The 17,650-nt window shown below is 50.6% G+C and carries 15 protein-coding genes and 1 pseudogene; 6 read left to right on the top strand and 10 right to left on the bottom strand.

Annotated elements, in window-relative coordinates; translation table 11 throughout:
* Positions 1 to 60 precede the first annotated feature (60 nt).
* The 7 genes from ACFVVF_RS23100 to ACFVVF_RS23070 all read right to left on the bottom strand — a co-directional run bounded on the left by ACFVVF_RS23100 (position 61) and on the right by ACFVVF_RS23070 (position 7,006).
* Positions 61 to 912 (bottom strand): carbohydrate ABC transporter permease, encoded by an 852-nt coding sequence (locus ACFVVF_RS23100; RefSeq protein WP_387814685.1) that lies wholly within the window; start codon positions 910 to 912, stop codon positions 61 to 63.
* Between the two features lie 16 nt (positions 913 to 928).
* On the bottom strand, positions 929 to 1,849 hold the full coding sequence (locus tag ACFVVF_RS23095; protein ID WP_387814684.1) for a carbohydrate ABC transporter permease: 921 nt from the start codon (positions 1,847 to 1,849) through the stop codon (positions 929 to 931).
* A gap of 220 nt (positions 1,850 to 2,069) precedes the next feature.
* Complete coding sequence (locus tag ACFVVF_RS23090) at positions 2,070 to 3,065, bottom strand: LacI family DNA-binding transcriptional regulator (RefSeq protein WP_387814682.1); 996 nt, start codon at positions 3,063 to 3,065, stop codon at positions 2,070 to 2,072.
* Between the two features lie 125 nt (positions 3,066 to 3,190).
* The gene (locus ACFVVF_RS23085) at positions 3,191 to 4,534 is read right to left on the bottom strand and encodes an ABC transporter substrate-binding protein (protein ID WP_387814679.1); all 1,344 of its coding nucleotides are present in this window, start codon (positions 4,532 to 4,534) and stop codon (positions 3,191 to 3,193) included.
* Positions 4,535 to 4,581: 47 nt separating this feature from the next.
* Positions 4,582 to 5,454, bottom strand: a complete 873-nt coding sequence (locus tag ACFVVF_RS23080) for a carbohydrate ABC transporter permease (RefSeq protein WP_387814677.1) — start codon at positions 5,452 to 5,454, stop codon at positions 4,582 to 4,584.
* Positions 5,451 to 6,347: a carbohydrate ABC transporter permease gene (locus tag ACFVVF_RS23075; RefSeq protein ID WP_387814676.1), complete on the bottom strand. Its 897-nt coding sequence runs from the start codon at positions 6,345 to 6,347 to the stop codon at positions 5,451 to 5,453. The genes ACFVVF_RS23080 and ACFVVF_RS23075 overlap by 4 nt, the downstream gene beginning before the upstream one ends.
* A gap of 263 nt (positions 6,348 to 6,610) precedes the next feature.
* A complete protein-coding gene (locus ACFVVF_RS23070) occupies positions 6,611 to 7,006 on the bottom strand; it encodes a winged helix-turn-helix transcriptional regulator (protein WP_387814674.1) in 396 nt (131 codons plus the stop codon).
* 123 nt (positions 7,007 to 7,129) lie between these two features.
* Here ACFVVF_RS23070 and ahlS point away from each other — a divergent pair, with 123 nt between their 5' ends.
* Positions 7,130 to 7,978 carry an AhlS family quorum-quenching N-acyl homoserine lactonase gene (ahlS, locus tag ACFVVF_RS23065; protein ID WP_387814672.1) on the top strand — a complete coding sequence of 283 codons (849 nt, stop codon included), beginning with the start codon at positions 7,130 to 7,132 and terminating at the stop codon, positions 7,976 to 7,978.
* Between the two features lie 75 nt (positions 7,979 to 8,053).
* Here ahlS and ACFVVF_RS23060 read toward each other — a convergent pair whose 3' ends face one another.
* Positions 8,054 to 8,401, bottom strand: a complete 348-nt coding sequence (locus tag ACFVVF_RS23060) for a hypothetical protein (protein WP_387814670.1) — start codon at positions 8,399 to 8,401, stop codon at positions 8,054 to 8,056.
* A 152-nt stretch (positions 8,402 to 8,553) separates the two neighbouring features.
* Between ACFVVF_RS23060 and ACFVVF_RS23055 the strand changes: the two genes are divergently transcribed.
* The 5 genes and pseudogenes from ACFVVF_RS23055 to ACFVVF_RS23035 all read left to right on the top strand — a co-directional run.
* A complete protein-coding gene (locus ACFVVF_RS23055; RefSeq protein WP_387814668.1) occupies positions 8,554 to 9,078 on the top strand; it encodes a PadR family transcriptional regulator in 525 nt (174 codons plus the stop codon).
* Positions 9,078 to 9,881 carry a CPBP family intramembrane glutamic endopeptidase gene (locus ACFVVF_RS23050; RefSeq protein ID WP_387814666.1) on the top strand — a complete coding sequence of 268 codons (804 nt, stop codon included), beginning with the start codon at positions 9,078 to 9,080 and terminating at the stop codon, positions 9,879 to 9,881. Before ACFVVF_RS23055 ends, ACFVVF_RS23050 begins: the two co-directional genes overlap by 1 nt.
* Before the next feature lie 109 nt (positions 9,882 to 9,990).
* Positions 9,991 to 10,944: a DNA-3-methyladenine glycosylase family protein gene (locus ACFVVF_RS23045; protein ID WP_387814664.1), complete on the top strand. Its 954-nt coding sequence runs from the start codon at positions 9,991 to 9,993 to the stop codon at positions 10,942 to 10,944.
* 102 nt (positions 10,945 to 11,046) lie between these two features.
* A complete protein-coding gene (locus ACFVVF_RS23040) occupies positions 11,047 to 13,917 on the top strand; it encodes an S-layer homology domain-containing protein (RefSeq protein WP_387814662.1) in 2,871 nt (956 codons plus the stop codon).
* A gap of 184 nt (positions 13,918 to 14,101) precedes the next feature.
* A pseudogene (locus ACFVVF_RS23035) lies at positions 14,102 to 15,559 on the top strand (ABC transporter substrate-binding protein); the annotation flags it as partial.
* Between the two features lie 354 nt (positions 15,560 to 15,913).
* Here ACFVVF_RS23035 and ACFVVF_RS23030 read toward each other — a convergent pair.
* Positions 15,914 to 16,123, bottom strand: coding sequence for a hypothetical protein (locus ACFVVF_RS23030; protein ID WP_387814661.1), 210 nt, complete (start codon positions 16,121 to 16,123; stop codon positions 15,914 to 15,916).
* Positions 16,124 to 16,297: 174 nt separating this feature from the next.
* Entirely contained in the window at positions 16,298 to 17,608 is a 1,311-nt protein-coding gene (melA, locus tag ACFVVF_RS23025; protein ID WP_387814659.1) for an alpha-glucosidase/alpha-galactosidase, read from the bottom strand.
* Positions 17,609 to 17,650: the final 42 nt, after the last annotated feature.

Below are 17,650 nucleotides of genomic sequence, written 5' to 3'. Positions count from 1 at the left end.
AAACTTACCATTCCGTTTTTCGCGCTCACAGTAACGATTTTTACCGATTCGAAACTATTTTTACCCTTTCACGCCGCCAAGGGCAATTCCTTCAATAACCTGCTTCTGTCCGAAAATAAAGATGATGAGCAGCGGCAAGATCGCCGACACGGTGCCTGCCATAATTAAAGAATAGAAGGCTCCGCTCTCCGATGCAAACTTCTGTATGCCGATCTGGACGGTCATCAGCCGGTCGCTTCTTAGAAAAATAAGCGGGTTGGCGTAGTCGTTCCAGGTCCATATAAACCGCAGGATCGCGTAGGTCGCGAGCGCAGGGCGGACGAGCGGCAATGCGATACGGACAAAGGTCGTAAACGTGCCGGCTCCGTCAATAAAGGCAGCATCCAGATAATCCTTATGCAGTCCCATGAAAAACTGGCGCAGCATGAATGTGCCGAGCGCGCTGAAGGAGCCGAGCATAATGAGTCCGAGATGGCTGTCGAACAGATCAAGCCAGCGGAAGATCATGAATTGAGGCACCATAATGGAGTAGCTTGGCACCATGAACGTCATCAGCACGACTCCGAACAGCAGCTTTCTTCCGCGAAACTCGACATGGGAGAAAGCAAAGGCGGCCATCGCAGACACAAACACCGATACGATCGTCGTCACGACGCTCACTTTAATCGAGTTCCAGTAATAGAGAGCAAATGGATGATCCCCCACCCATACCTCCCTATAATTCTCGAAAAACTGCCAATTCGTTGGAATCCATTGAATCGGATATTTAAACACATCGATTTCCGGCTTCACGGAGGCCGATATCATCCAGATGAAGGGCAGCAGGAAGCCAATCCCAAGCATTAGCATACCCAGCGTGACCGCCGCTTTTCCTATCCTTCTTCTTATTCGCGCATTCATCGTTGTTCGCATATTCAGTCCTCCGTACTTAATAGTGAACCCACTTCTTCTGCCCGTAGAGCTGGATAAGCGTTATGAGCAGCACACAGCCGAACAGCATCCAGGCAATGGAAGAGGCATAGCCCGTCTTCAAATTCTCGAATGCCGTCGTGTACAAATAATAGGTGACGACCGAGGTTGAATAGGATGGGCCTCCCTCCGTCAGCACCTTAATGACGTCAAATGATTTGAACGAGCTGATCAATCCCGTAACGAGCAGGAAGAAGGTTGTTGGCGTTACAAGCGGCAGCGTAATGCGGCGGAATCTCGTCCATATGCCGGCTCCGTCAATGTCAGCCGATTCATAAAGATCCTTCGGAATGGCGTTGAGCGCCGCCATATAGACGACCATACAGAAGCCGATGCCGACCCAGATCAGAATAATCATGACCGAAGGCAGCGCGTAATGCAGATCAGCAAGCCACTTCGGCGGATTGGCGATGCCCAGCGAGCGAAGCGTCTCATTCACCGGACCGTAGGACGGGTGAAACAGCAGCTGGAACACAATCGCGACGGCAACCATGCTTGAAATATACGGCATGAAAAACATTACTTTAAATAAACCTTTGCCGTATACGTACCGTTCAATCACGACGGCCAGCACCAGCGAGACGATCAATTGAACCGGAACGACAAGCAGCAGAATCAAATTGTTTCTCATGGAAGTTAGAAATACCTGATCGTCGAACAGCTGCTTGAAGTTGCTTAAACCGACAAACTTCATCTTCTGAAGATCGGCAATAAAGCTCCATTCCGTAAAGCTGAGCACCAGGGAGATAAGCGTCGGGATCACGGTGAAAATAAACAATCCGAGCAGCATAGGTCCCGCCAGCAAATAACCGGCGATTTCCTCCCGCTGCTTGCGCTTCAGCTTAGGCAGCCTCTGCTGCTGAACTTCGTTTCCTTGCATGTGCAGTCACCTCTTCATCTAGCTGGTATCTTCGTTTCTACTTCCTATTTAACCGTGTTGAGACAGCTCCCGGAAGAAACGGATTTGACCGATTCGGAAAAAAATTGACCACCTTGCACTATGCTTCATACCTGCTGCTGCAAAAAACGCAAAAAGAGTTCCAGCCGGCATTCGGCTGAAACTCTCTCTTATACATCCCTATAACGTAACGATGATGAAGTTATTTTTGAGGCGGCGCTGTCGACTCCCGAACAATTAGCTCCGGCTCGATCTGTACCGTGGCATTTTTCGTGCTGGTATTGGAAATAGCAGCCAGCAGCAATTCTACGCCCATCGCGGCGATTTTGTCGGCCGGCTGTCTAATGGTTGTCAGCAGCGGACGGAATTCAGAGGCTAGTATTTGATCGTCAAAGCCCACGACCGAGATGTCTCGCGGAATGCGTACCCCTTCATTGAGGCAGGCGTCCATGATGCCAAGCGCAATGTTGTCGTCCCCGGCAAAGACAGCCGGCGGCAGCTTGCCCGAGGCAATCCAATCCTTGGCGATATGATAGCCGGTCGAGATTTCGAACGTGCCGCGCTCTATGCAATACGGCTGCAGGCCGGCTTCCTCCAGCGCAGCTTTAAACCCGCGCTCCCGTTCCCTGCTGCTGAGGAAATGATCGGGCCCGGCAATATGGGCGATTTCCGTGTGACCCAGCTCAATCAAGTGCTTGGTCGCCTCGTAGCCGCCTCTGAAATTATCTACGATTATGGAAGTGACTTGCGGATTTTTTTTCGAATTATCGATCATGATGAACGGAATTTGCTTCTTCTTCAGCTCGCTCACATATTCGTCTTCATCAAAGGGAGAGAGCAGAATAACGCCGTCTACGCGATCCTCTTGAAACAAGGAGCGGTGAAAAGCATCCTCGTAGCTCTTCGAGATCGAAAGCGCCAAATAATAGCCATGCTCTGCCAGCCTGTCATTAATTTCATTAACGACCGCATCAAAGAAAGAGTCATGCAGCGTCGTCAGCGTCAGACCGATAATCCCCGTCTTGCCCCGCGCAAGGCTTCGGGCGGAGGCGTTGGGATGATAGTCAAGCTCCCGCATCGCTTGCAGCACTTTCTCTTTATTTTTCTGACGAACCGAAGACGAATTATTCAGCACTCTTGATACCGTTACGACCGACAAGCCCGACTTCTTGGCTACATCAAAGATACTGACTTTCATCGTTTTAGCTCCTGTAATAAAAAAAGTATTTATTAACGAATACCATATTTGAGCCAAAACAGCAAATAGGCAAGGACGGGAGAGACCCGGATCAAACCCCGTTTCTCCCCCGATTTCGCCTTGCTTTATTTGTTCAAGCGCTCAAGCAGTGCTTTAAGCTTCGTCTCAATGCCCGGCAATGCGTCCTCTACCTTCTTGTCTCCATTCTCCACGCTAGCCAGCTCGTTGATGAACAACTCGTTGATTTGCGAATAGTTGGAGATCAGGTGGTTATAGGATTCAAAACCGTATTTATAAGCGCCATCGAATACTTGCTTGATTTGCTCCGGATCGATCCCTTCGAAGTTGCTGTAATATTTCTCAGCCGCTTGCTGGTTGACCGGCGGGTTGCCGCCGCTAAGCTCGATGGATTTCTCTTGTACTTCCGCTGTCACGAGATACTCAATCCACTCCAGCGCCTCTTTCGGGTGCTTGGAATCCTTCAGTACGAACAATGGATCAACATACAGCACGCTTCTTACTTTCTCGTTCGGGCCTTGCGGTACAGCAGCTACGCCTACGTTGAAGCTGAAGTCGCTGGAAGCGGCCAAGCTCCACGAGCCGACTACGGACATGCCGATTTTGCCGGAAAGGAACGGGTCGCCGAACTGTCCGGATACCGACTTCGAGAATGCCGGCGTCGGGGAAACCTTTTGATCATAGATCAGGCCGTAAACCTTCTTGAACGCCTCCACAACCTCAGGTTTCGTCAGGTTAATCTCGGAAGGCTTGCCGCCATTCGTCCACGTATCCTCGGAATAGACGTTGCCGCCGAAGTATTGCGGCCGTTGATCGCGTTCGCCAAAGCCGAAGTCAACGCCGTATTGCGCTTCGTTCAAGTTTTTGGAGTCTACCGTCAATGCTTTGGCGTACTCCACCATTTTGTCGAACGTCCAGCTTTTGTCCTCGTAATCCGATGGCGGATAAGGAAGGCCGGCTTTGTCGAACAAATCTTTGTTGTAGAGCATTACGGTTACATAGCTGTTGACCGGAATGCCGTATGTTTTGCCGTCTACTTTGTAAATGTTCATAACGTCTTCCGGAATGTTGTAGTCGGATGCTTTGAAGTCAGTCAGGTAAGGAGACAGATCCATCAGCATGCCTTTGTTGTAATATTCCATGAAGCCGCCATAGCCCCAGTGCGAAGTCACGTCTGGCGCATTTTTAGCTGCGATCGCCGATTGAAGCTTGGAATCGAATTGCTCGTAAGGCGCTTTCGTTACCTTAACCTTAATATTCGGATGCTTCGCCTCGAAGTCTGGAATCAGCTTTTCCACGAATGTGCGGTCCGGCGAATCGATCGTGTAATGCGTAATTGTCACGATGTCTCCGTCTTTGCCGCCATCCTTGCCCCCGCCTGTACATGCGGACATAACCATCGAAAATACGAGAATGAGACCGAGTAAAAGCTTGCCTTTGTTCTTGTTCATTGTGTATCCCCCTTGTTTTTTAATTGGCTTAAAGCTCTATGTGGACTTTACTTGATGCCAGTCAGCACGATGCCCTCGACAAAACGTTTTTGTGCGACGGCGAACAACGCGACAATCGGAAGGACCGACAGCAATGAGGCTGCCATCATCAGGTTCCAAGGCGCAATCCGGAACTTCGACGACAGCATGGCTGCCATCCCGATCGGAAGGGTGAAGTTTTCCTGCGAATCCAGATAAAGAACCGGCGCAAGCAGATCATTCCAGCTCCAGATGAAGGAAAAGATCGCAACCGTAGCAAGTACTGGACCTGCAAGCGGAAGCGTCAGCTTCCAATACAGGCCGACCTCCCGGCAGCCGTCGATTCGTCCCGCATCATAAATCTCATTGGGCAGATTGGAGAAAAACTGCCGCAGCAAAAAGATCATGTAAGCGGAACCGAAAAACGCTGGCAGGATCAATGGGAGAAGCGAGTCATGAAGCCCCAGCTTCGTAAACAGCAAAAACTGCGGAATCATAATCGCCGGATAAGGCAGCATAAGCGTTCCAAGCACCAGCATGAACATCAGCTGGCTTCCTTTAGCCCGGTATCTGGCGAAGCCAAATGCGACGAAGGAAGAGGAAAGCACCGTACCGATAACAGTAGCTATTGCAACGATCAGACTGTTGCCGTACTGCCTGCCGAATTTAATCTCGTCATTAATGAACAGCTCCTTGAAATTCCCCCAAGCGAATTGCTCCGGAATAACGGTCGGAGGAAAGACGAGCATTTCCTTCGTCGTCTTCAATGAGGTCGATATCATAAAACCAAAAGGCAGGATCATGGCGATCGTAACAGCTAGCAAAATGATGAACCCGATAATCGGGGCGATGTCGAATTTCGTTTTTTTCTTCGGTTGACCGGCGTATGCGGGCTGGCTCATCGTTCGCTCCCTCCTTCGTAGTAAACGTAACGGTTCGACAGCTTCATAATGGCGTAAGTTATAATCATGACCGCGATCAGAAGAATCCACGACATCGCCGATGCATAGCCGTAACGGAAGTTTTTGAACGCATTGACGTAAATGTTATAAACGTAGAACCAGGTCGAGTAGTTCGGACCGCCTTGTGTAATGGTGTACGCTTGCGTAAACACTTGGAAGGATTCAATCAAGCCCATGATAAGCTGAAACAGAAATACCGGCGAGATTAGCGGCAGCGTTACGTTCCAGAAGGAACGAAGCCGTCCTGCGCCATCCAGTTTGGCAGCCTCCAGCAAGCTGCCAGGTACGCCCTGCAGTCCGGCCAGGAAAATAAGCATGCCTGCTCCCATTCCCCAGAACGACATGATAATCAGCGCCCAAATGGCATAATTCTCATCGAGAAACCAAGCGATTGGCTCTACTCCGAAAATAGAAAGCACGTAGTTGAACAGCCCGGCTTGCGGATTAAATACCCAGAACCACAGCAATGCCATGGATACACCGGAGATCATGCTCGGAAAGTACATCGCCGTCCGGAAAAAACCGCGGAACGGAATTTTCTGATTGATAAGAATTGCAAAAAACAAAGAAAGCAGAAGTGTTAGCGGTACGCTAATGAATGTGTACTTCAACGTTACTTTGATGGAATTCCAGAACTGCTCGTCTTGGAAGAGCTCCTGATAGTTGCCTGCTCCGATAAACTTCGGCGCGTGGATAATATCATATTCCGTGAAGCTGTAATAAAGAGAAGCCAGAACCGGGAATAGCGCAAATACGACAAATCCAATTAACCACGGTGAAATGAAAAAATAAAAATTCCTTCCCTCACGCCGGCTTTCTTTCGTTGACCTCACTCAAGGGTCCCCCTTCTTCGTACGGGTAGGTGTCCTGCTCCGCCCCATAAGTTTAAGCGCTTTAACTTATAGGACAAAAAAATAATGCCTATTTCTTCGATTATGAATGCGGTTACTAATACTTTCGCGAAAGTTAAAGCGGTTAAACTTTGTGACCATTATAATATGAATCCCATTCGATTGACAAGGGGATTTTTTACTTTTCCCTCCACGGCTGGAATCGCATTCAATGGAAGAAGAATGCGATTCCATTCCTAGTACCGTTACTCCAGCGAATCATTATTGTAAGTTACATCATATTGATTTCTGGCCGCCTCCACATGTATATAATTGTCTCTTCCCCATTGCCGCAGCTCCCTCATCGGGCGAAGCAAAGTCTGCCCCAGCAGCGTGAGGGAATATTCGACCATCGGCGGTACGGACGGGGTAACATGGCGCTGAACCACGCCGTCACGCTCCAGCTTCCGCAGCGTTTGTGTCAGCATTTTTTTGGAAATGCCTGCAATTCTTCTCTCGATTTCACCGTAACGGATACTTCCGTTTTCAATAGCGTAGATCACGAGTGCCGTCCATTTATTCGATATAATTTCAATCACTTTGGTATAGCCGCATACGGCCAATGAAATGTCAGGCTGTTTTGTTTTTGCCGAAACTGTCATTATGTTTTCCCTCCTGCGCACTTTAAAGTTCCCTGTACACCTTAAAGTGCCTACTTACGTAGTTTTAGCTTATGCATTATTGTAGGGCTATATCATCGTCAAATACAAGGGAGGCTGCTTCACATGTCAACGATTATCAAACCTCGTCCAAAACTGTACGTGCTGGACAACGGCCGGATGAGTATGGATAAAAACTGGCTGATCGCTATGCATAATCCGGCAACAGTAAACAACCCTAACCTGCCTGCGGAATTTGTTGAATTCCCCATATATACCGTGCTTATCGACCATCCGGAAGGCAAAATTTTATTCGATACCGCCTGCAATCCGAATTCGATGGGCCCTCAAGGGCGCTGGACCGATACAACCCAGAAATCATTCCCTTGGGTCGCCGGCGAGGAATGCTACTTGCATAACCGGCTGGAGCAGCTTCGTGTAAGGCCTGAAGAAATCAGGTACGTCATTGCTTCTCATTTGCACATGGATCATGCCGGATGCCTCGAGATGTTCACGAATGCTACCATTATCGTCCACGAAGATGAGCTGAACGGCGCACTGCAGAGCTATGCCCGCAATGAAAAGGAAGGCGCCTACGTATGGGCAGATATCGATGCATGGATTAAAAATCAGCTGCAGTGGAGAACGGTCAAGCGGCATGAGGATCATCTGGAGCTGGCTGAAGGCATCCAAATCATTAACTGCGGCAGCGGACATGCTTGGGGCATGCTGGGCTTGCACATTGAAATGCCGGAAACAGGCGGGATCATCCTCGCTTCCGATACCATCTATACAGCGGAGAGCTACGGTCCGCCTGTCAAACCTCCGGGGGTCATTTATGATTCGGTCGGCTACCGGAATTCTGTTGAAAAAATCCGCACGCTGGCCAACCGGACAAACTCGCAAGTCTGGTTCGGACATGACGGCAATCAATTCAGCCAATTGCGTAAATCAACCGAAGGCTATTACGAATAATGCTTTATAAACGAATAAAGCCCCTTTTTCGGCAGTGCAAGTCCTATGCCTGGAAAAGGGGCTTTGCTATGGTCTTTATTTCTTGTCTACATGCAGCAGCGACACGCGTTTCACCGCATAGGTATCTTTAATTCTGTCCTCTGGAACGACGTTCAGCTTGATCAGGCTTGCAACCTTGGAGGCATCAGCCTTCGATAGCAGGCGCCATACTTCCGGATCGGGAAGCGCCTCGTACAGCTTGTCGTCATCATATTCCTTCCGCTCCTGCAAGACGAGCTTCACTCTATAGCCTTTCGTCTCCAGCTCGGATAATTGCTGCTCTTCGCAATGATTCAATATTTCCGCCCGCAGCTCGCCGAGCTCCTGCTCCAGCTCTTTCTGCTTTTGCTTCAATTGGTAATATCGCCTCACGGCCTTGTCCACTAACGCTCACTCTCCTTTTTTAGCCAATTTATGCCGCCGGCGCCGATTTAAGACGATTTTCAAAAAAAACCGTTGACGACAAATCCAATAAATGCTAAATTACATATATCAAATTGATATATCAAATCGATATATGTTAGGGGCGTTCTAAAGTGGTTGAAACGGTTAGCCTAGGCATACTGATGCAGGGCAAAATGAGCGGCTATGATATTAAAAAAATAGCAGAGCAATCGGTTAGCCTTTTTATCAAAATGAGCTACGGAAGTCTTTATCCCGCTCTCAAGCGGCTCGTCTCCGCCGGACACTTAATTGAAGAAGAAACAAATGACAGCAAGAACAAGAAGCTGTACGCGATTACCGAGCAAGGCCGGAGCTATTTCATGAACTGGCTGCGTGAGCCGCTGCAGGCAAATAAACGGGAGCATCTGCTCAAACTATTTTTCTATGACTATTTAGATGAATCCACCCGGCTGCAAAACTTGCAGGCTTTCCAGCACACCTTGCGAAGCGGCATCGCCCAGATGGAAGCCGTTCAAGGCATCGTATCAAAGGAGCTGGAGCAGATTCCTAACAAAGACGACTATTACTACCGCGTATCTGTCATGCATTATGGCTTGCAGTTTTTTCGGATGGAGCATGATTTCTTCAGCAAAATGATCGAAAAGGGAGAATGGTAATGATGGAAAACTTGAATGAATTGAAATGGAAAAGACCTTATCTCACGATTGTTCTCATCGAACTGGCGCTCATTGTTTTCATTGCCGGAGGCAGTGCGTACGCTTCGATTGCTGAATGGACCCACCCGCTTGCTCCATTTCTCGGCTTTATCCCGATTGCTGTATTCCTTGCCATTTTCTTTTCTATTAAACAACGCGGGCGGCAATTTTTCTTCAGCGGCAGCTTAACGAAGCTTACAGCCAGACAGTGGCTGGACTTTGCGCCGCTGCTGCTTATTCTCGCCGTTCTGCTCATTGCCAACCGCGGCTTTGCAGCCGCCCCCTCCTCTTATTTCGTTTACATGCTTCTATCCCAGCTGCCGCTGGTCGGCTTTGTCGAGGAATCGCTCTTCCGCGGCATTATGCTGCGCGCGCTGCTGTCCAAAGGAACAGGCTTCGCCGTTCTCTTCTCCAGCTTCTTCTTTGGCGTGACTCACGCTCTGCAAGCGCTGGGCGGGCAATCTGCCGAAGATACGATGCTGCAAATCGCTTATGCCTTTCTGCTGGGGCTGCTGCTCGCCTTGCTCGTTGTGAAGCATCGCATGATTTGGCCGGGCATCGTCTTTCACGGCTTGCATAACTTTCTCAATTTCACCGGCCACACACCGGCCACTCATCTCTACGACTATCTCGTCCTTCTCATCCTTGCCGTCAGCGTGGTATACCACTTTGTCACCGGCCGTCAAAGTCTTTCGTTCAAAAAGCCAGAAGCGGTTTCTAGTCCTGATACGAATAGAATGCACCCGGGACTGGCTGCAAAATAATCGGCTTCCCTCACAACGTTCATAATAAGACAGCAAGATATCGAAACTGCGAAAGCTTTTTTTATGGTAAAACTACTATATAAAAATGTCCGCAGAGAAGAGGATTAAGATGAACAATAGCCTTTCCTATACAGTCTCGCCGGATGGCCGGGAGCTATACTTGCCGCTTCCCGAGCCTTTCAGCTTTACAGAAAACGTGAGTTATTTAGCGCGTGCTGCAGGCGAATGTATGCACCGGGTAATAGACGGACGAATCCGCAAAGCTATACCGGTAGATAGGGAAATCGAAGGGGACGGATCCTTGTCCGTCGTTGTCGAGGTATTCGCCGAACAGCCCGGTAAGCTGAGCGTTAGGTTTCTTGCGCCCGAAGAGCCGCCGTCTGAGCAGGTACGCGATGCGGTGGCCCTCTATACAAGAGAGTGGTTTGATCTGGATACCGATCTGGCACCCTTCTATCAGGTGGCATGCAAGGACCCGCTGCTGGAGCTGCCCGTCCGAACATATTACGGCCTGCGTACGATCGGCATACCCGATTTATTCGAAGCGCTCTGCTGGGGCATTATCGGCCAGCAAATCAACCTGCCGTTTGCCTACACGCTGAAGCGGCGGTTCGTCGAGCGGTACGGACGAGCAATTGAATATGACGGCGAACGCTACTGGCTGTTCCCCTCCCCAAAGGACATCGCGGTATTGCCGGTTGAAGAACTGAGCGAGCTGAAGATGACGACGAAAAAAAGCGAATACTTGATCGGCACAGCAGGCCTCATCTCAAGCGGGCAATTAACGAAAAACAGTCTGCTCCGTGCCGGAGGGTTGAAGCAAGCAGAAAAAATGCTCGTCAGCATTCGCGGGATCGGACCATGGACCGCTAATTATGTGCTCATGCGCTGCCTGCGGATGCCTTCCGCCTTTCCGATTGATGACGTTGGCCTGCATAATGCAATCAAGCATGTGCTTGGAATGGACCGGAAGCCGACAAAGGAAGAAATCGTGAAGCTGTCTGCTAATTGGACAGACTGGCAGTCCTACGCCACCTTTTACCTATGGAGACTGCTGTATTAAAGAGCAAGTTTTTTGTCGAAATTGCTCAGAATTGGTTCAGAACGTTTTAATAAAATAGTACCGGAACTATTTCAAAACTTTGAATAGGAAAGGAACTATCATATGAAACGTTCTTTATCTTTATTAATGGCGTTAATGCTGCTGCTTGCCAGCTTTCCTGCTGCCAAAGCTTGGGCAGTTCCCCCGGCACCAAGCCAATTCATCAGTGTTCCGATTCAAGATGTAAGAACACTTGCTTACCATGACGGCTATATCTATGCCGCACAGCGGGAGCCGGGCGGGATCTTTCGCATTTCGGTCGAGACAGGCGAAGTCACGAAAGTGCTGAACAGAGGTTATATTATGACGGTTGCCCTTAACGGGGCCGGAGATCTGTTCTTCACAACGGACAGCTATGATCAAAATATATATAAAATCAGCAGCAGTGAGCTCACCGATTTCCCCCTTCCTGCAAATAGCGCAACCCCCTACTACAATACGGGCTTTAATTTCGTATATGGCTTGGCTTTCGACGCTGCAGACAACCTTTATTTCACAGACTATTCGAGCAGAGGCATCTACAAGCTCGCACCTGGAGCATCGGCTGCAACAACAGTCATCGATGACCTCTCGACCGAACTGCAAGGAATAACGATCAGTCCTTCCGGCCATCTATATGCTGCGGACGATAGAAGCAACAAAATCTTTCGAATTGCCAGCGAGCATCTAGCGGCTGGGACCGTAGATGCCTCCCAGCTTGAGCAATATAAAAATGTTCAGTTTCAAACAACCGGCATGACATACTTGCCAAACGGCAAAGCGTATAAAGCTTACGGCTCATCAGTCAGTCAATTCCCTGAGCTTGATGAACAGCTTACCGATACGGTAAAACCAGTCATTACGCTTATCGGCGCATCAACTATGCTTATCAGAAAGGGTGCGCCTTTCCATGATCCTGGCGTAACGGTAACGGATAATGTCGACAACAACCTGACAGCGGAAGCCGCTTACAGCTTGAACGGAAATACACTGCCAGCCATCGATACGGCTGTCCCGGGCACGTATACGATTTCGTATTCTGCCGCTGATGCAGCCGGCAATGAAGCAGTTGCAGTGACGCGGACCGTCATTGTAAATGAAGACAGCTCCAACCTGGCCTACGGTGTTCCGGTTACAGTCGACAAGGGAACTATCAGCGGTGAAATTACTCAGTTGACCGACGATTCGCTCCATACAGGCTGGACCGGCAGTCCAACTGATGCGCCATGGACGATTACACTCGATATGGGAGAGAACGCGATCTATAACGAAATCCTCGTTACCGATTCCGTCTACCTGCAATCCTATGAAGTGAGGGTCAGCGACAGCCCGAACGGACCGTTCGCAACGATCCCGGGTACAATTTACGCCGCTCCTGTTACTCATACAGAAGGGCCCTATAACGGCTTTACGACAGAATCCGTTTCTTTTCCCGAAGCGATTACACAGCGCTACATTCAGATTGTGATTCATGCCGTAGGTGAAGACGGCAGCATGGGGCCGGATCTTCAAGAAATTAAAGTATACAATCAGCCTAGAATACCAGAGCCTAGCACGGAGCCAACGCCGGAGCCTAGCTCCGAACCGACGCCGACTCCAACTCCAGAACCGACTCCAACTCCGGTTCCTGGCGGAACGGGAGGAAGCTCCGCTCCTTCCAGCCAAACGGAACAGATTTCAGTTCCGGTAGATGGCGGCGACAACAATCAAATTTCAGCCGCGACTATCGTTCGTACTACTGGGGCTGACGGAAAGAAAAAAGATGAGGTTACGCTGTCTTCTAACAACGCACGCGAAATTGTAGAGAAGCTCTCGGCAGCCGGCCTTCATATCGCTCGTGTCGTTATTCCGGATACGAAGGACGAAGTTGCCCAAATTAACGTAAACCTCCCTGCCGGTGCTGTGCAGCAACTGGCGGATGGTCATATTAACCTGGAAATTCGCACAGCAGATGCAAGTCTGATCATTCCCTACGCCTCGCTGGCAGACCTGACCAGCGATACGTACTTCCGCATCATTCCAATTAAGACGCAAGCGGAACAAGATAAAGTCAAGGAACGTGCTGTTAAAGAAGAAGCGGTCAAAACTGTGCTGGGAGACGGCAGCCTCCAAGTCATTGGACGTCCGATGACGATTGAGACCAATTTGTCCTCCCGCGCTGTCAGCCTGTCGCTGCCGGTGCCAGCTGCACAGATTCCTGCTAATGAGAAAGAACGCCAGCAATGGCTGGACAACCTTGCCGTCTTCATTGAGCATAGCGACGGCGAGCGGGTCGTCATTAAGCCGGAAATCGCAACCGATGCGGCCGGCCAAACCCGTCTGCAATTTAACGTTACGAAATTCAGCACCTTTACGATCCTTCATCTGAGCAACTGGTCATTGTATCAGAAGCAGCACAGCTCTTATATTAACGGATATGCCGACCGCACATTCAGGCCGGAGAAAAGCGTAAACCGAGCCGAAATCGCCGCAATGCTGTCGCGAATCGGTGCCGGGGAGGAAAATACTGTTGCCGCTGCAAGCTTCTCAGATGTAGCTTCAGGTCACTGGGCTTTCCAAGCCGTCTCGCTTATTCAAACCTCCGGCTTAATGAAGGGTCTCTCAGACGGTACGTTCAAGCCAAATGCCGAGCTTACCCGTGCCGAAATGGCGGTCATTGTGAGCCGCTGGCTGAAGCTTTCCAACGAAGGCAGTGCAGCATCAGCTGCAGACATCCAAGGCCACTGGGCGGAGAATTCGATCCGTCTTGTCATTGAAGCGGGCATGATGACCGGCATGCCAGACGGAGCTTTCAAGCCGAATCAAGCTTTAACCCGCGCAGAAGCGGTCGCTATATTCAACCGTGTGCTGGGCAGAGAGCCGCTGCCGTCATCCGTTAAGCCAACATGGACGGATGTAACGTCCTCCCATTGGGCTTTCGGACACATCGAAGAAGCATCGCGCAAAACGAACTAAAATAGCCGGCTTCACATTCATACACCTGCTGCAAGGCGGAGGGCTGCCAGCCTCTTCCGACCTGCAGCAGGTGTATTTTTTGTGGAATAAACCAGGAATTTGTCCAGGATAGCAAGAACACCAGGTTGGCTGTAGAATAAGAAGAAAACTGACCTGACTATACGGAGAACTGGAGGACGACCGGATGCAGCCCTTTGAGCATTACATCATGCTGGCCCATCAATTAAATACCCATGAGCAGCTAGAGGTCTCCCGCGAAGTCACTCTGGAACAAGTCGCCGCTGCGCTGCATTGTACGCCCCGCAACGCGAAGCTTGTCTTACGCAAACTTACGGAAGCCGGCTTAATTACCTGGCAGGCGGGCCGAGGCAGGGGCAACCGTTCCAAGCTGGCTTTTCTCGCCGGCAAAATCACTATTTTATTGGAGCTGGCCCGCCAATACGCTGGAAAGGAAGAATACAAGCAAGCCTTTGCGCTCTTACAGCACTATGACGCTGGCACACAAGCGATTGATACGTTCACGGAATGGCTCTCCGGCAGCTTCGGATTTGACAGAAGCCGCGGAGAAGGGAATGAGGCATTTGATACGCTGCGCCTCCCTCTATCCTATCCGATATTGACGCTGGACCCCTCGGAATGCTTCTACAGCCTGGAATCGCATATGGTACAGCACCTCTTTGACCCGCTCGTACGCTACGATGCGGCGGAGGACCGGATCCTTCCGCAAATTGCCCATACTTGGGATGCCAGCGAAGACGCGACTGTATGGACCTTCCATTTGCGCAAGGGCGTATTTTTTCACAATGGCAAAGAACTGGTTGCCGAGGATGTCGTCTTCACCTTCCAGCGGATGCAGACGGGCAAGCGCAACAGCTGGCCGCTCCGTTTCCTCCTCAGCATAGAGGCCGTATCTGCACGGACGGTTCGGTTTCGGCTAGCCAAGCCGAATCGGATTTTCCCGCGTTTTCTTTGTCTGAACGCATTATCGATTCTGCCGCTTGATTACGGGGGCGAGCATGAGAAGCAGTTTTGGACAAAACCGTTCGGAACCGGTCCTTTCCAGCTGGCGGAATGGTCGGACGAACGCTTCGTCCTGCATGCCAATGCCCGCTATTATCAAGGCCGACCGCATCTAGACAGCGTCCATATCGTCTTCATGCCGAAGGAGGCGGCAGCCGATCAAGCGCTCTGGCAGCAGCTGCTCTACGACCCCGGCAAGCAGGAGGAGGAATTAGACAGCTGGAAAAGCACCGTATCCAAGCATTGCTGTACCAGTCTGCTGTCCTGGAATATGAATAAGCGGGGCCCGCATCAGTCGATCGGCTTTCGCCGCGCCGTAGATCTCATTATCGACCGGACCCGGATGCTTCGCGAGCTTGGCGGCTATCGGCTGCATGCCGCCAGAAGCTTTTTTCATGCCGAGCAAGCCGGGGCCAGTGTGGACCAATATGATCTGGAGGAGGCGCGGCGGCTTCTCATCGATTATGACGGCACCCCGCTGACACTAGGCACCTACGGCAAACATCTGCAGGATGCGGAATGGGTTCAGCAGCAGTGCGCTGCCGTCGGCATTCCGCTTCATATTCGTTATGAGCAGATGGATGATATTCAAGAAATCGCGGTCATGAATGAGATGGACGTCATCCTTCATGCCGTCGTCTTTCCTGAGGAAGAAATCTGCATGATTGAAAATTATGAGCAAGAGGGCAGCTTCACGAAGCAATTTCAAACGCCGGACTGGCATGAATACGTCAGGGAGCATGTCGATCAAGCGCTGAACTGCGACAGCTCCGCCGAGCGTTGGCGGCTCTTAACCGACATCGAAACCCGGCTGAGGGACGACGCCCATAGCCTGTTTCTGCTTCATTCGCATTTCCAGTCCTATTCCTCGCCTTCCTACCGGGGCGTAGGCATCAATGCGCATGGCTGGATTGACTTCAAAGAAATATGGCGGACTTAAATAAAAAAAACAGCGGCAAGCCATGCGGCCGCCGCTTCACCTCTTTCCGAACAAACCTGCAATAAGTATACGCAGTCCTCTCCGCCATCCCGTGCCCCGAGCTGCTGACGCTTGCTGCACACAGGCTGCGCACGGGCAAGCGGCCGCTCTGCTCTCCTGAATGAGTACCGCTTTGCGCGCCCGCTCCTCCAGCTCCGCTTGTCTATACCCGGCAAGCTTCTCTGCCGCGTAGTAATGATCCTTCATCGCCATTTCCCCTTTCGGATATTCCCGCTCTGCGTTCATTATCCGGCAGAAAAAGGGGACGAAAAAGTGTAGACGTTAACGGTAGCATTTCCCCTTTTACATGAAATAGAAAGGCCGCTCCTCCAATCGCGATGATCGGAAAGCGGCCTTTCTTCACGCTATAATCGAACTGGCTTAGATTTCAAACTGCGGCAAGTAGCTGCGGTTGGCTTCAAGCAGCTCGCTTACCATGCTGCGGATGTCGGCAATGCTCAGCTCAGCCGCTGTATGCGGGTCCAGCAAAGCAGCGTGATACACATGCTCCTTGTTGCCCGTCAACGAAGCTTCGATCGTCAGCTCCTGCACATTGATATTGGTACGGTTGAGTGCAGCCAGCTGCGGCGGCAGGTCCCCGATGTAGCAAGGCGTAATGCCGCTGCCGTCGACCAGACAAGGAACCTCGACGTTGACACCGTCCGGCAGATTCGTAATCAGTCCGTTGTTCATCACATTGGCGCCGATCTTGTAGATGTTATCCGTCAGAATGGCTTCCATAATGTAGGACGCGTATTCATGTGTACGCTCATGCGACAGTCCTTTGTTGCCCAGCAGCTCGTCCATCGCCTTTTGCCAATAGTCGGCTTGCGATTGTCCCCAGTTTTTGTACATCATCGTATGAACGCCGTATTCATCCAGCAATTCCGGATAAGCATTCTTGATAAAATAAGGCACGTATTCTGCCGTATGCTGTGTCGATTCCGTAACGTAATAGCCGAATTGATTCATAATCTCGTAACGGACTTTATCATCATGCTGCTCCGCCGCCTGCCGCTCCAGCGCTCTGCGCTTCACTTCCGGATACAGATCCTCGCCGTCGCGATGAACCTCAAGCAGCCATGCCTGGTGATTGATGCCCGCAATTTTCGACTTCACGTTCGTATGATCCATGCCCAGTCCCTCGAACAGATCACGGACACAAATTTGCACGCTGTGGCACAGGCCGACCGTCTTAATGCTGGTCGCCTTCTGAATCGCGCCGGTCACAATCGCCATCGGATTCGTATAGTTCAGAAGCCAAGCGTCCGGACATACTTCCTCCATGTCTTTCGCAATCTGAAGCATAACAGGGATTGTGCGCAGTCCCCGGAAAATGCCGCCCATGCCAAGCGTATCCGCATAGCTTTGCTTCAGCCCGTACTTCAACGGAATCTCGAAGTCATTAATGACGCAAGGGTCGTAGCCGCCTACATGAATCGCATTGATGACGAAATCGGCATCCCGAAGCGCTTCGCGCTGATCGTCGTATGCTTTAATATCCGCTCTGCCCTCGTTGATGTTGTTGTTCAGCTGCTTGAGCATTTGCTCGGACAAGCGCAGCTTCTCCTTGTCGATATCCAGCAGCGCGATATGCGCATCCCGTAGTGCCGGGGTCAGCAAGCAGTCCCCGATTAAGTTTTTGACGAAAATGATGCTGCCTGCTCCAATAAATACAATTTTAGCTGCCATGATGATAGCCTCCGCTTTCTTTTATAAAGTAGTTAGATATAA

Source organism: Paenibacillus sp. NPDC058174, assembly GCF_042883865.1.
Classification (GTDB): Bacteria; Bacillota; Bacilli; order Paenibacillales; family Paenibacillaceae; genus Pristimantibacillus.
Note: the sequence above shows the minus strand (reverse complement) of the source record. Positions and strands in the feature narration are given on the sequence as shown.

Excerpts from the sequence above, each read along its gene's own strand:
- ACFVVF_RS23040 (WP_387814662.1), top strand. The coding sequence starts at position 11,047 with ATGAAACGTTCTTTATCTTTATTAATGGCGTTAATGCTGCTGCTTGCC.
- ACFVVF_RS23100 (WP_387814685.1), bottom strand. The coding sequence starts at position 912 with ATGCGAACAACGATGAATGCGCGAATAAGAAGAAGGATAGGAAAAGCG.
- ahlS (WP_387814672.1), top strand. The coding sequence starts at position 7,130 with ATGTCAACGATTATCAAACCTCGTCCAAAACTGTACGTGCTGGACAAC.
- ACFVVF_RS23090 (WP_387814682.1), bottom strand. The coding sequence starts at position 3,065 with ATGAAAGTCAGTATCTTTGATGTAGCCAAGAAGTCGGGCTTGTCGGTC.
- ACFVVF_RS23050 (WP_387814666.1), top strand. The coding sequence starts at position 9,078 with ATGATGGAAAACTTGAATGAATTGAAATGGAAAAGACCTTATCTCACG.
- ACFVVF_RS23030 (WP_387814661.1), bottom strand. The coding sequence starts at position 16,123 with ATGAAGGATCATTACTACGCGGCAGAGAAGCTTGCCGGGTATAGACAA.
- ACFVVF_RS23080 (WP_387814677.1), bottom strand. The coding sequence starts at position 5,454 with ATGAGCCAGCCCGCATACGCCGGTCAACCGAAGAAAAAAACGAAATTC.
- ACFVVF_RS23045 (WP_387814664.1), top strand. The coding sequence starts at position 9,991 with ATGAACAATAGCCTTTCCTATACAGTCTCGCCGGATGGCCGGGAGCTA.
- ACFVVF_RS23095 (WP_387814684.1), bottom strand. The coding sequence starts at position 1,849 with ATGCAAGGAAACGAAGTTCAGCAGCAGAGGCTGCCTAAGCTGAAGCGC.
- ACFVVF_RS23070 (WP_387814674.1), bottom strand. The coding sequence starts at position 7,006 with ATGACAGTTTCGGCAAAAACAAAACAGCCTGACATTTCATTGGCCGTA.
- melA (WP_387814659.1), bottom strand. The coding sequence starts at position 17,608 with ATGGCAGCTAAAATTGTATTTATTGGAGCAGGCAGCATCATTTTCGTC.
- ACFVVF_RS23085 (WP_387814679.1), bottom strand. The coding sequence starts at position 4,534 with ATGAACAAGAACAAAGGCAAGCTTTTACTCGGTCTCATTCTCGTATTT.